12 protein-coding genes and 1 riboswitch are annotated in these 12,736 nt (G+C 69.7%); of the genes, 7 read left to right on the forward strand and 5 right to left on the reverse strand.

Translation table 11 applies throughout. The features are described 5' to 3' along the window. Positions 1–52: 52 nt before the first annotated feature. The 4 genes from I0C86_RS11455 to I0C86_RS11470 form a co-directional block, all read right to left on the reverse strand. Positions 53–1,363 carry a hypothetical protein gene (locus I0C86_RS11455; RefSeq protein ID WP_196201206.1) on the reverse strand — a complete coding sequence of 437 codons (1,311 nt, stop codon included), beginning with the start codon at positions 1,361–1,363 and terminating at the stop codon, positions 53–55. Next, positions 1,360–1,884 (reverse strand): SigE family RNA polymerase sigma factor, encoded by a 525-nt coding sequence (locus tag I0C86_RS11460; protein WP_196201207.1) that lies wholly within the window; start codon positions 1,882–1,884, stop codon positions 1,360–1,362. Before I0C86_RS11460 ends, I0C86_RS11455 begins: the two co-directional genes overlap by 4 nt. A 204-nt stretch (positions 1,885–2,088) precedes the next feature. After that, complete coding sequence (locus tag I0C86_RS11465) at positions 2,089–3,528, reverse strand: glycine hydroxymethyltransferase (protein ID WP_196201217.1); 1,440 nt, start codon at positions 3,526–3,528, stop codon at positions 2,089–2,091. Positions 3,529–3,559: 31 nt separating this feature from the next. After that, positions 3,560–3,650, reverse strand: a riboswitch (ZMP/ZTP riboswitch). A 98-nt stretch (positions 3,651–3,748) separates the two neighbouring features. Further along, positions 3,749–4,465, reverse strand: a complete 717-nt coding sequence (locus tag I0C86_RS11470; protein ID WP_196201208.1) for a hypothetical protein — start codon at positions 4,463–4,465, stop codon at positions 3,749–3,751. A 318-nt stretch (positions 4,466–4,783) separates the two neighbouring features. Here I0C86_RS11470 and I0C86_RS11475 point away from each other — a divergent pair, with 318 nt between their 5' ends. The 7 genes from I0C86_RS11475 (at position 4,784) to I0C86_RS11505 (ending at position 11,112) form a co-directional block, all read left to right on the forward strand. Beyond that, positions 4,784–5,509, forward strand: coding sequence for an SDR family oxidoreductase (locus I0C86_RS11475; protein ID WP_196201218.1), 726 nt, complete (start codon positions 4,784–4,786; stop codon positions 5,507–5,509). Positions 5,510–5,564: 55 nt separating this feature from the next. Beyond that, a complete protein-coding gene (locus tag I0C86_RS11480; protein ID WP_196201209.1) occupies positions 5,565–6,011 on the forward strand; it encodes a helix-turn-helix transcriptional regulator in 447 nt (148 codons plus the stop codon). A gap of 296 nt (positions 6,012–6,307) precedes the next feature. Beyond that, positions 6,308–6,844, forward strand: a complete 537-nt coding sequence (locus I0C86_RS11485) for a SigE family RNA polymerase sigma factor (RefSeq protein ID WP_196201210.1) — start codon at positions 6,308–6,310, stop codon at positions 6,842–6,844. A gap of 7 nt (positions 6,845–6,851) precedes the next feature. Then, positions 6,852–8,258 (forward strand): hypothetical protein, encoded by a 1,407-nt coding sequence (locus tag I0C86_RS11490; RefSeq protein ID WP_196201211.1) that lies wholly within the window; start codon positions 6,852–6,854, stop codon positions 8,256–8,258. Between the two features lie 135 nt (positions 8,259–8,393). Beyond that, the gene (locus I0C86_RS11495; protein WP_196201212.1) at positions 8,394–9,407 is read left to right on the forward strand and encodes a tyrosine-type recombinase/integrase; all 1,014 of its coding nucleotides are present in this window, start codon (positions 8,394–8,396) and stop codon (positions 9,405–9,407) included. Between the two features lie 170 nt (positions 9,408–9,577). Then, positions 9,578–10,510, forward strand: a complete 933-nt coding sequence (locus I0C86_RS11500; protein WP_230393984.1) for a helix-turn-helix transcriptional regulator — start codon at positions 9,578–9,580, stop codon at positions 10,508–10,510. Beyond that, the gene (locus I0C86_RS11505; protein WP_196201214.1) at positions 10,507–11,112 is read left to right on the forward strand and encodes a short chain dehydrogenase; all 606 of its coding nucleotides are present in this window, start codon (positions 10,507–10,509) and stop codon (positions 11,110–11,112) included. Before I0C86_RS11500 ends, I0C86_RS11505 begins: the two co-directional genes overlap by 4 nt. A 144-nt stretch (positions 11,113–11,256) precedes the next feature. Here I0C86_RS11505 and I0C86_RS11510 read toward each other — a convergent pair. Continuing rightward, the coding region (locus I0C86_RS11510; RefSeq protein WP_196201215.1) for a PQQ-binding-like beta-propeller repeat protein at positions 11,257–12,736 on the reverse strand (1,480 nt) is incomplete at its 5' end.

Consider the following 12,736-nt stretch of genomic DNA (forward strand, 5'->3'; position numbering starts at 1 on the left):
CGTGCGACCGATCGTCCAACGATCGCACGACAGTCACACCACCAGCCGACGGTCAGCGGAGCGGAACCGTGCTGGCCGGCCCGTTCGGGGGCGTCACCCGGAGCTCGACCGCGCCGGCCGGCACCAGCGCGGCATCCCGGCCGGCGTCCTGCCACGGCCCGCTCCGAAGGCGGAAACCGAACGCCGCGCCCTCGGCGGCGACCAGCGTGCCCAGCCCGTCCGGCAGCGGCAGCCGCACCGGCACCGCCGCATCCGGATCGACGACCCGGCTGGCCACCACCCGCAGCGGCGAGCCGACCGGCCCCAGCAGCGCGACCGCCCAGGCCGGATGGCCGACGTACTGGATCGTCTGCACCAGCAGACGCCGGCCGTCCGCGCTGACGCCGTACACCGTCAGCACCGGCCTGCTGTCCACCCGGTGCGTACCGCCCTCGTCGTTGTAGCCGGCGAGGGCATCCGGCTCGTCGACGTACCGCCGGACCTCCGCCTCGGGATCGTCCCCCCACACCGCGTTCGCACCGGGCAGGGTGTGGGTGAGCCAGGTCGGCTCCGGCAGGTTCTGGCCTTCCGGAAACAGAATTTTCCTGGTGCCGTCGACCCGCAGGGAATTGCGCGCGCCGACCGGGGTACGGGACAACGCGAACGTGATCGTCGTACGCTGCGGCGGCACTTCCAGCACCGCGGCCCCGTTTTGGAACACCACCGGCCGGAACGTCCGCCGGACCTTTCCGTCGGCGGCGAACCGCAGCTCCGGCGAGAACACCACCGGCCGGCCGTCGTCCAACACCAGCAGCACGTCGTTGCCGTCGCCGATCAGCGCCGCCTGTGAGTTCCCATCCATCCCGGCATCGGTGACCCGCTCGACGGTCATCACCTTGAGCCGGTCTTCGAGCGACGTGACGAACGCCGCGAACCCGACCAGACGGTCGCCGTCCGGTTCCGTCACCACCGGGTTCTCGGCGCTGCGCTGGATGACGTAAGCGGCTGCCCCGGCCGGAGTGGCGCCGGCCCACACCACGTGCGGTTCGCCGCGTACCCCGAGATCGATCCGGGCCAGGCGCTGCCGCCACGCCTCCAGCACCCGCCCCCGATGCAACTCGTCACCAGCCAGGTCGCCCCGGGTCGGCTGGTCGAACAGCGGCGAGGCGAACTCCACCCGGTTCGCCCGGCCGCCGGGATACCGCAGCACCCCGCCCACCGACGCCGCCGCGGCCACCGCCAGGCCGGCGGCGAGGACGCTGCGGCGGCGTACGACGCGTCGCCGTCCACCCTGACGCACCCCGTCGAGCAGACCCGGCGGGTCCGTCAGGTGGTCCGTCGCACGCTGAAGCACGCCCCGCACATCGCCGTCACTGATCGTCATCGGAAACCCCCGGAATCGTTGGAGACGGGCAGAACGAGACCTGACCCGGCCAGCGCGGCACGCAACCGTGCCAATCCCCGCGCCGTGTGGCTCTTCACCGCACCCTCGGAACAGTCGAGCGCGGCGGCGACGTCGGCAACCGACAAGTCCTCCAGGAAGCGGAGGACCACCGCCGCCCGCTGCCGGTGCGGCAATGCCCGCAGCGCCGCGATGACCAACTCCCGGAGCAGCACGTTCTCGGTGCCGTCCGGCGCCGACGGGTCGAGGTCACCCAGCGCCCGCTCCGGCCGCCGGGATCGCCGACGCCATCGGCTCGCCGCCCGGTTGATCAGAGCCCGCCGGGCGTACGCCTCCGGCACGGTCCGAACCCGACGCCAGTGCACGTAGACCTGTTCCAGCACCTCCTGGAGCAGGTCCTCCGCCTCGTGTCGGTCTCCCGTCAGCAGGTAGGCGACCCTCAACAGCGTCGCCGACCTCGTCCGGACGAAGTCGTCGAACTCCGCGCCACGCGAGTCTCGCATCCAGCCTCCCGGTCTCGTCGTCCACTAAGACACCGCGAGAGGCCGCACGGGTTACCGTCGGACCGATCCGGGGCATTGCGACACCACCACGACGACGAGCGGGCCCGGCTGATCGTGCTACCGGGCCCGCTCGTCAGACCGATGCCGCAGATCGTCGTGCCGCCCGGACCAGCCAGGACCGTGCCGTCGGCACCGGACCGTCGGTCAACCCAGATCGATCATCGGATACAGCGGATGGTTCGCGAGCAGATCGGACGCCTGACCCGCCACCCGGTCCGCCACCGCCCGGTCGAGCCGGTACCGCGCCTTCGACGCGGCACCGTCCGGCCCGGCCTCCGGCCGGGTACCGGCCAGCACCGTATGGACCAGCCCGGCCACCTCGTCCATCTCCGCGACACCGAGACCCCGACTGGTCAACGCCGGAGTACCGAGCCGGATCCCCGACGTGTACCAGGCACCGTTCGGGTCCCGGGGCACCGAGTTACGGTTCGTCACGATGCCCGCGTCCAGCAGCGCCGCCTCCGCCTGCCGCCCCGTCAGGCCGTACCCCGACACGTCCACGAGCAGGAGATGGTTGTCCGTACCGCCGGTGACCAGACGCGCCCCCCGACGCGACAACCCCTCCGCCAGTGCCGCCGCGTTCTCCACCACCCGACCCGCGTACGCCTGGAAGTCCGGCCGCCGCGCCTCCGCCAACGCGACCGCCTTCGCCGCCATCACATGCGGCAACGGTCCACCGAGCACCATCGGGCAGCCCCGATCGACCTGCGCGGCCAACTCCGGCCCACACAACACCATCCCGCCGCGCGGGCCACGCAGCGACTTGTGCGTCGTCGTCGTCACGATGTGCGCGTGCGGCACCGGATCGAAGTCACCGGTGAACACCTTCCCGGCCACCAGCCCGGCGAAATGCGCCATGTCAACCATGAACGTCGCACCCACCTCGTCGGCGATCTCCCGCATCAGCCGGAAGTTCACCCGCCTCGGGTACGCCGAATACCCGGCCATCAGGATCAACGGCCGGAACTCCCGGGCGATCCGCCGCACCTCGTCGTAGTCGACCAGGCCGGTCACCGGATCCGTACCGTAGCTGCGCTGATCGAACATCTTGCCCGAGATGTTCGGCCGGAACCCGTGCGTGAGATGCCCACCCGCGTCCAACGACATGCCCAGCATCCGCTGGTCACCGAGCTCCCGCCGCAACACCGCCCAGTCCTGCTCGGTCAGGTCGTTGACCTGCCGGACCCCGGCCCGCGCCAACGCCGGCACCTCGACCCGGTCCGCCAGGACGGCCCAGAACGCGACCAGGTTCGCGTCGATCCCAGAATGCGGCTGCACGTACGCGTGCGACGCCCCGAACAACTCCCGGGCGTGCTCGGCCGCGATCGACTCCACGGTGTCGACGTTGCGGCAACCGGCGTAGAACCGCCGGCCGACCGTCCCCTCCGCGTACTTGTCACTGAACCAGTTACCCATCGCCAACAGCACCGCCGGCGAGGCATAGTTCTCCGAGGCGATCAACTTCAGCGACTCGCGCTGGTCGGACAGCTCCGCGCCGATCGCATCGGCCACCCGCGGCTCCACCGACCGCACCACGTCCAGAGCCGAACGGAACGCGACAGACTCGGTGGTGAGTTCAGACAATTGACTGGCCACAAGACCTCCTGGGCGGAAAGAAATTGGCCCAGGCGCTCGGCACACGTCACTCGACGGGACCGCTTCCCGATGGTTGACCCCATCCCAGCGCGCCAGTCACGGTCCGGGACGAGCCTACCAAGCCGGCCGGTATCCCGCGACCAGCCACGCCGCGCACCGCAGGGCACGACAAGCACCCGACGGCACGCGGCCCGCGTCGGAACAGGGCTCAGCCCGCGTCGCGCAACTCGGCCAGCCGCGCCTCTATCTCGGCCAGCTCGGTCCGCAACCTCTCGGCCTGCTGCTCGGCCTCCCGACGCTCCACCGACATAATCTGCTCCACCGCCTCGTGCACCCCAGGAACATCGATCAGGCCCACCATCTTCAACGCCTCGGCCGGCTTGATCACGTACGGCTTCGCCAACGACTTCGTCCCCTGGGTCGCCGCCAACGTCCACTCACCCTCGGCGTACGTCAGGGTGACGGTCAACCCCGCCGGCCCCTTCGGCTTCGCCGCCTTCGTTGGCCGACGCGCCGGCTTGGCCTCGGCGTCCACCGACGGAGCCGGGGGAGTGTCCACTTCGGTCACTACTGTCTCCTCACGGGGCGCCGGAACCGGCTCCCTGACGATCTTGAATTCTGGCTCCGGCGCCGACTCCGGCACCGGCTCCGACCTGGCCGCGACCCGCCGCGTCGTCGCACCACGCGGCGCGACAGCCAGATCGGTGGGGGAGAAGGGCAACTCGTCCCGGCCGAACCGGACCACCACCCACTCCTCGGACACCGCCGGATCGGTCAACTCGACCACCTGGCCGAGCTGACCGGCGATCTGCCCCGCCGACTCGGTGAACAACACCTTCGGCTTACGACCGCCCGCCAACGCGTCCCTGATGTGCTGCAACTCCTCGGTGGACAACCCCTGGTCGGCAGTACGCGCGGCAGCCATCAGAACCCTCTTCCGTACACCTGTTTGATTCCTGACTTACTACCAGGCCGGCCCGACAACGTCGAGACGGACACACCGGATCGAGATCAACAGAAAATCCGAGCCGACGGCGAACACACCACCCCGAACGAACCGCCACGGCCGCTGTGACAGCCCCCACAGCCAGCCTGACCACCCGCCCCACGCCGCACCTGGCAGGATCGGGCCCCTGGTAGAGCCCGTCGAACACCACGACCCACCGCCGCCGACCCGCCCGCCGGCTCGACGCGGTACACCCCGCCCCGGGCCAGAATCCGGAGGAGGAACGACGAGATGACAGTGACCCCGGTAACGGTCGTGACCGGTGGCGGCCGCGGAATCGGCGCCGCGACGGTCCGGCAACTCGCCGCAGCCGGACACGACGTCGCATTCTGCTATCGCCGCGACGCCCAGGCCGCCGCGACAGTACTGCGCGACGTCCACGCCGCCGGACGCCAGGGCATCGCGGTACGCGCCGACACCACCGACCCCGACCAGATCCGACACCTGTTCGACGCGGCCGGGACACTGGGGGAGCTGACCGGCCTGGTGAACAACGCCGGTGTCACCAGCCCGATCGGCCCCTTCGTCGACCTGACCCTGAGCGACCTCCGCCGGGTCGTCGACGTCAACCTCATCGGCTACGTGCTCTGCGCCCAACAGGCCGCCCGCCGGCTCGGCGACGGCGGCGCCATCGTCAACGTCTCCTCGGTCGCGGCCACCCTCGGCAGCCCCGGCGAATACGTGCACTACGCCGCCGTCAAGGCCGCCACCGACACCCTGACCATCGGCCTCGCCAAGGAACTGGCACCCCGGATCCGGGTCAACGGAGTCTCACCCGGCATCATCGACACCGAGATCCACACCCTCTCCGGCGTACCCGACCGGGCCCAGCGGGCCGCCGCCCGAATCCCGCTCGGCCGCGCCGGACAGGCCGACGAGGTCGCCGCCGCGATCCTCTGGCTACTCGGCGACGCCGCCTCCTACACCAGCGGGACCGTGCTCAAGGTCGCCGGCGGCATGTAGCCCGCCGGCCACCAGACGCTGGGCAACTCCGCCACGACGTGGCACGATTCCGCAGGTGACCAGCAGCCCCGCCGCAGCACAACGCCTACGCGACCTCGCGCGGCTGCGCCGCGTCCGCGACCGGATCGACCGGGAGTACGCCCAGCCGCTCGACGTCGAGGCGCTCGCCCGCGGCGTACACATGTCGGGGGGACACCTCAGCCGCGAGTTCCGGCGCGCCTACGGCGAGTCGCCGTACTCGTACCTCATGACCCGGCGCATCGAACGCGCGATGGCGCTGCTGCGTCGTGGCGAACTCAGCGTCACCGAGGTCTGCTTCGCGGTCGGCTGCTCATCGCTCGGCACCTTCAGCACCCGCTTCACCGAGCTGGTCGGCGTGCCGCCCAGCACCTTTCGGAACCAGCCGGTCCGCGTGACGGCCGGGATGCCGGCATGCGTGGCGAAACAGGTGACCAGACCCATCAGGAACCGAGAGCGGGCCACCGAGCCGCGCCCAACCTGACCGCGACACCTCCTCGGCAGTCGTTCCGACAGCGAGTCGATAATGTACATTATGTCAACCAGACCGGGTCCGACCGCCCGCTTTAGCTTTAGGGTTGTCCCTGCCATGAAGACCGGCCACCCGGCGAACGTGTAGTCCTCCCCGCACCGACTCGGCCACCGCCGACCGGCCCGGGCGAACGTCTGCCCACCGGCAGGTGCGGAGCCCGTCCCTTCGAAGCACACGACTCGCCGCAACCTTGTCGGCCCTGCCGGTGTCATCCCCGGTGACAGACCTGCCGACGAAGGCGAGACGAGATGGGGCTTCCGTCCATCGATTTCGAGCAGTTCGTGAGCACCCGCTCGCAGACTCTGCTTCGGAGCGCTTATCTGCTCTGCGGCGGTGATCGCGGCGCCGCAGAGGACCTCCTGCAGGACGTTCTCGAACGCATGTACCCGCGATGGCAGCGGATCAGAGGCGAGCCCGAGGCGTACGCCAGGACGGCCCTCGCCAACGGCGCGGCCAACCGGTGGCGTCGCAAGGGCCGCCGGGTGCGCGAGGCACCGCTCGACGCCGCCGCCTACGAAGGCGTCGCTGGCCCGGAGGCGGCGATAGCCGACCGGGACCTCGTTGTTCGGGCACTGGCGGCGTTGCCGGCCAAGACCCGCGCGGTACTCGTACTGCGCTTCTTCGACGACCTCTCCGAGACACAGGCGGCCGCGGTCCTCGGATGCAGCGTGGGCACGGTCAAGAGCCAGACCTCGCGAGGGCTCGCCAAGCTCCGTGAGGTGCTCGGCAAGGAACACGACACCGAAAATCCGCGCGTGTTCCTGCACGCCACCCAGGAAGGATGACATGTCAATGGACGCCGATACTCTCGGCCGCGCGATGCGCGCTGCCACCGACGAGATTGATCTCCAGCCGGACTTCACGAACCGGGTGGTGCGCGGCGGGCAGCGTCGCGCCACATACCGGAGACTCCGATTCGTGGCCGCCGCGACCGTGATGGTGGCGCTGGCCGGTGTCGGCTTCGCCGCGATCCTTCCGGGCCATGATGCCGAGCAGACCGCGCAGCTTTCGGACCAGCGGCTGGAGCAGCCGACCGGTGGCGACCTCGCCGGTGATCGGGAGTTCCTCGACCAGGCGACGCGTGCCTGGGAGGAGGGCATCCGCGACTCGTACAACGCCGAGCGGAACATTTTCGACGACCGGCGCGGCGAGCCGCACGTCTACTGGGCGGGCACGACGCCGGCGGGCCGCGCCGCGGTGGTGCTGCAGCAGGCGTTCCTGCACCCGAGTGACGGCCTGGCCGACTACGACGCGAACCAGTTGCAGACGCTGGTCGGTCTCGTGGCGGTCGACCCCGCCGACGGGAAACTGAAGCTGGTCGGTGACCAGTACCAGTCGAACGGTGAACCGGCACCGGGACACTTCCAGTTCGGTCCGGGAAACCGGACCATCCTGGTGGTCGACCGGGGCCTGCCGCTGTACTTCTCGGCGGTCGCCCGGTTCGGCGACGACGGCAAGCCCACCCGGGACTGGCAGCCAATGCCGGTAACGGACGGAGTCGCGGTTACCCAGGTGCCGGAGAACACGGCGACCAGCGGCGTCCTGGTGCTCGCCCGCGCCGTCCGGCCCGCTCCGGACGAGACGGGCCGCGAGGGTCTGCTCCAGCTCGATCCGGCCAGCGACTACCTTGCCGGCGGTGGTGGCCTGCCGACCTACGACAATCACCACCTGCCGTGGCCGATCGTGACCGGAGGAGCCACCCCTACCCCGGGAACCGGGAGCGACCGCGTCATCCGGGTCGGGTCCAACCCCACCGTGCCCGGCGACGTCATCAACTCCCTCGAGGGCTGGCTGACAGAACGCGGATTCATCGATCCCGGCGTCAGGCACTCCTCGCCCGGTCTGTGGGCCGTGGCCGCCGGGCTGCCGGACGGAAGAACCGCGCTCGTCGGCGAGTACCAGCAAGGAAACGACGCCAGCAGGCTGTACGCGGTGCTGGTCGACCGTGCGGGGCAGGTTCAGGACGTCCGGTACGGCGGGCAGGTCAACCTCGGCGCGCCTCTGCCCGTGGCGATCCGCATGCCTGACGCACAGGGCTGGGTCGTCGCCGCCTACGGATCGCACCTCAGGTACCGGAGCGGGCCCGACGGGCAATGGCTCGACGGCGGCGCCGACGCCGCGCTGCTGCCTGACAACGCCATCCAGGTTCAGGTGACCCCGAGCAACGGCACTCCCATCGAAGTCGCTCTCCCCAGGTAATCCATCTCCGATGGGCCGGACTCGCTGTGACGTCCGGCCCATCGGAGATTCGGGATCGGTCGCGCCCGGCCGGACCGATGATCCATACATGATCACTACTCGCGTTAAACCGACAAATACTGCATAATGTTGCTTATGCAGGACGAAAGGAACCTTCTACTTCTATCCCTCATCGACGAGTTCCTGACGTCGCGGGCGACCCGCAAGCCCTCCCCGCACACCCTGGCGGCGTACCGGCGGGACCTGCTCGCCCTCGGCCGACTGGTCGCCGAGGATCCGGCCACTCCCCTCCCCCTCGCCGAACTGGAGATCAGCGCCCTGACGATTCGGTCGCTTCGTGCGGCATTTGCCCGATTCGCCGCTCCCCGCGCCGCCGCCTCGATCTCCCGCGCCTGGTCGACCTGGAACAGCTTCTTCGCGTTCCTCGTCGCCGACGGCATCCTGCCCGGCAACCCGATGTCGGCGGTGGACAAGCCGGTGGTGCCGCCTCCCCCGCCCAAACCACTGCGCGGTGAGCAGACCCCGGAGCACCTGCTGGCGGCGGTGGCCCGGGAGGACCCGCGACAGCGGCACCCCTGGCCCGAGCGGGACCTGGCGGTCCTGGCCCTGGCGCTGTGCGCCGGGCTCCGGCTCGCCGAGCTGCTGGCCCTCCGGGTCGATTCGCTGGGCGGTCGGCCGGGCGAGCGGCGGGTCGAGGTGGCCGGCAAGGGTGGCCGGAGCCGGGTGATCCCGGTCGAGCCGGAGCTGGACCAGGTGGTGACCGGCTATCTGGAGAGCCGACGGCGGCGGTTCGGCGCCCGCACCGTACGCCGGGATTCGGCCCTGCTGGTCGACAGGTACGGCGCTCCGCTGCGTCGGGGTGGGTTGCAGTATCTGGTGGAGTCCTGTTACCGGCGGGCCGGTATCACCGACCGGGTCCCCCGGGGTGCGCAGTTGCACGCGTTGCGGCACACCTTCGCGACCCGGCTGGCGGAGGACGGTGCGAATGCTTCGGAGATCATGCGGTTGCTGGGGCACGCGAGCTTGAGCACGAGTCAGAACTACATCGAGGTGACCGCCGACGCCCAGCGGGCGGCGGTCCGGGCGAACCGAACGAACCGGTCCCTGGGTCGGCTGGTCGGCTCCGGGACGGCGGCGGGTTCGGAGTGAGGGGTCGCCGTAGTACTCGGGAAAATCGGGCGGATATGTCTGACCAGCGGTGCTGTCCGTACGTGGTCAGGCGTTCGCCTGACAGGTCGGGCTGGATCTGCTCGACGGACTCGCCGTTCGCCCTCCGGCGGAGCACGGTGTGGAGCATGTCGTCGGTAAGGTGTCCCTGTTTGGGGCAGGCCGAAGTCGGCGATCGGCGCGACGATGGGCTGGTGGTCAACAAGGGAGTGAACGATCTCGGCGGCTTTCTGCGTAGCCGACGCGAACGCCTGACGCCAGACGCTGCGGGTATCGAGCCCGGCGCTACTCGTCGGCGAGTCCCGGGACTGCGCAGGGAGGAGCTGGCCGAACTCGCCGGGGTCAGTATCGGCTACTACACGCGACTGGAGCAGGGGGTCAGCGGTAGCGCTTCTGGCGCCGTCATCGACGCGCTGGCCGCGGCGTTGCAGCTCTCTCCGGCTGAGCACGAACATCTGCGGATCCTTGCTGCTCCGCGACGACCGACTCGTCCTCGGGCCCGTAGAAGCAAACTGAGGCCCTCAGTACGTGAACTGCTCGCCGCCATGCCTGGAACACCGGCGATCGTGATCGATCACCGCGCCGACGTCCTCGCGTGGAACCGCCTCGGACACGCTCTGCTGGCCGGCCATGTCGACGTCGACGCCCCGGACATGCGCATTCGGCCGAACATCGCCCGAATGCTGTTCCTCGACCCCCACCACCGCGCGTTGTATCGCGACTGGCACGCCAAGGCACAGGTCACCGTCGCGGCCCTGCATCAGGCGGTTGCGCGGCACCCGGCCGACCCAGAGCTCGAACAGCTCGTCGGCCAACTCGGCGTCGACAGCCCGGAGTTCGCGCGAATGTGGGTGCGGCGCCCCGTCCGAACGTGCTCGTACTACCTACGAGAACTCGACCATCCTGTCGTCGGGCGGGTGACTCTGGCGAACGAGACGGTCACCCTGCCTGACGATGACCAGCAGATCGGCCTGTTCTACGCGCGTCCCGGCACATCTGACGCCGACGCGCTCACCTTGCTGGCACAGAGCCTCGAACGACGCATCGCGCCAGGAATCCTGTCCCGGAAGGAGAAAGCACGATGAGGATCGTCGTCGTCGGCGGTGCCGGCACCATCGGACGACGTTTGGTGCCCGCGCTGCGATCGCGCGGCCACGACGTTGTCGTGGCCGGACGCACCTCAGGTGACGTCCACGTCGACCTGACCTCGCACTCGACCATCGAGGCCATGTACCGCGAGGTCGGGGCGGTCGACAGCGTCGTGAGCATCGCAGCGCACGGCGCGCTCGACGAGTTCACGACGCTGACATCCGACGCGCTGTTTGAAAACATGCGAGCCAAGTTCTTCGGGCAGGCAGATCTGGTTCTCACCGGCCAGCACCACTGCGCCGACGGCGCCTCCTTCACCCTGACCTCCGGTATCTTCGCCGACCAAGCATGGCCGCACGTCACTGGCGGCGGCGTCATCAGCGGCGCCCTGCACAGCTTCGGCTTGTCGGCCGCGATCGAGCTACCGCGGGGTATGCGGATCAACGTGGTCAGCCCCACGATGATCGGCGACTCCCTCGACGCCTTCGCCGAACACTTCCCCGGCATGCGTCCGGTGCCGATGGACGAACTCGTCGGCCACTACCTGCGCTGCGTCGAAGGTGACGACACCGGCCGCATCATCCGGGCGTACGGATGACCACGCGATTCGCGCTCACACGTCGTCGTCACGATCATCACGGCTGAACGCGCTGGGCTGCCGCCCGTCCGAGTGGCACTGGATCCGCTGACGATCGGTGTCGATCAGAACAGGGTGTCGCGCATACGCGGCTGTCGCGGGTGGTCAGCCCAGTTCGGAGATCCGCAGTGCCAGGGTGCGTCGGTCGCCGGTGATGACGCCGACGAGGTCGCCGGCGACCGCCACCTGTTCGGGGGACTTGTCGCCGACGGGGACGGCGTTGGTGCCCCGGTCGGTGGCGGTCTCCTCGACGTGGAGTTGCCACTTGAGGGGCAGTCCGTCGGTGCTGAGCAGCACCATCCGGCCGCCGTTGGTGGCGAGCACCGTGGTGTATTCGGTGAATTTCCGTCGTGCCTTGCCGTCCGACTGGTTGATCAGCCGGGGGTCGTCGATCGACTCGAAGAAGGTGGACTTGCCGCCGAGGATGGTGTCGCCGTGTGCGTACCAGTCCTCGTCGGAGTTGTCGACGGCGATTCGCCAGACGGATGTTCCGGTGCGGGTGTCGACGGCGAGGGTGTGGTTGGCGTCCGGTCCGGTGATCGCGACGCAGACGAGGTGGGGTCCGCACGGTTTGACGCGTTCGATGCGTTCGACGGCGGCCAGCCCGATCTTCCAACGCTGCCGGAATCCGGGTACGGCGTAGCCGGCGAGGACCTGCTGGGCGCCGGAGGATTGGGTGGCGGTCTTGCCGATGACGAGGTTGTCGTAGGCGACCCAGATGCCGTCGTCGAGTGGGAGTTTGCCGGTTCCCTGTACTTTTCCGTTCCTGGCGTCGAGCAGGGTGCCGCGGCCGTTCTTGGCGTCGAGTTCGACCACCGGGGTGGTGGCGACGACCGCGTCGGTGAGGACGCCGTTGACGGCGGGCAGGGTGGCGGTTGGTGTGGTGTCGGGGGCGGGCCATTGACGCATCGGTTCGGCGCGGTGGTCGTCGGTGCTGAGCACGTCGGGGCTGCCGGTCCGGATCCACTCCTGTTTGCCGGTGCGCAGGTCGACGCGGGCGATGGAGTGTTTGTCGGTGCCGCTGCGGATCGCCACGACGGCGTCGGTGCCGTAGTAGGCGATGTCGGTGCGGTGGCTCCACTCGCGTTTCCACAGTTGCCTGCCGTTGGCGGCGGAGAGTACGGCGCGGACGTCGTCACCGTAGTTGGTGATGGAGCGTTTGCCGTCCAGGATGATCAGGTCGCCGACGGCGCTGATTCGGAGTTCGGACGGTTCCATCTGGACGGTCGTCGTCCAGCGGGGTGGGGCGTCGTTGGCGGGGAGCGAGACGACTTCGGTCGCCCCTTCGCCGGAAACGGCGGAGATGACGTGGTCGCCGGCGACGGTGACGGAGGCCGCGCCGGTCCGGGTGCTGGGGTATCCGTTGACCTGTTTGAGGTCTCCGTCGGGCTCGGTGGCGCCGACGCGGGTGCCGTTGCCCTTGCCGTTGTCGTTGAGGGCGCCGACGGCGCCGATGGTGTTCTTCAGCCATTTGCCGCCGGCTACCGCGGTGCCGGTGCAGGCGGCGACGGCGAGGAAGGCGGTGGTGACGATCAGGAGTCGGCGGATCGGTCGACGGCGGCTGGTGCGGGGGGTCGGTCCGGTC

The organism is Plantactinospora alkalitolerans (assembly GCF_015690345.1).
In the GTDB taxonomy this organism is placed as follows: Bacteria; Actinomycetota; Actinomycetes; order Mycobacteriales; family Micromonosporaceae; genus Plantactinospora; species Plantactinospora alkalitolerans.

Coding starts and splice junctions, on each gene's coding strand:
- I0C86_RS11455 (WP_196201206.1), bottom strand. CDS start 1,363: ATGACGATCAGTGACGGCGATGTGCGGGGCGTGCTTCAGCGTGCGACG.
- I0C86_RS11460 (WP_196201207.1), bottom strand. CDS start 1,884: ATGCGAGACTCGCGTGGCGCGGAGTTCGACGACTTCGTCCGGACGAGG.
- I0C86_RS11470 (WP_196201208.1), bottom strand. CDS start 4,465: ATGGCTGCCGCGCGTACTGCCGACCAGGGGTTGTCCACCGAGGAGTTG.
- I0C86_RS11485 (WP_196201210.1), top strand. CDS start 6,308: ATGGGGCTTCCGTCCATCGATTTCGAGCAGTTCGTGAGCACCCGCTCG.
- I0C86_RS11490 (WP_196201211.1), top strand. CDS start 6,852: ATGGACGCCGATACTCTCGGCCGCGCGATGCGCGCTGCCACCGACGAG.
- I0C86_RS11495 (WP_196201212.1), top strand. CDS start 8,394: ATGCAGGACGAAAGGAACCTTCTACTTCTATCCCTCATCGACGAGTTC.
- I0C86_RS11505 (WP_196201214.1), top strand. CDS start 10,507: ATGAGGATCGTCGTCGTCGGCGGTGCCGGCACCATCGGACGACGTTTG.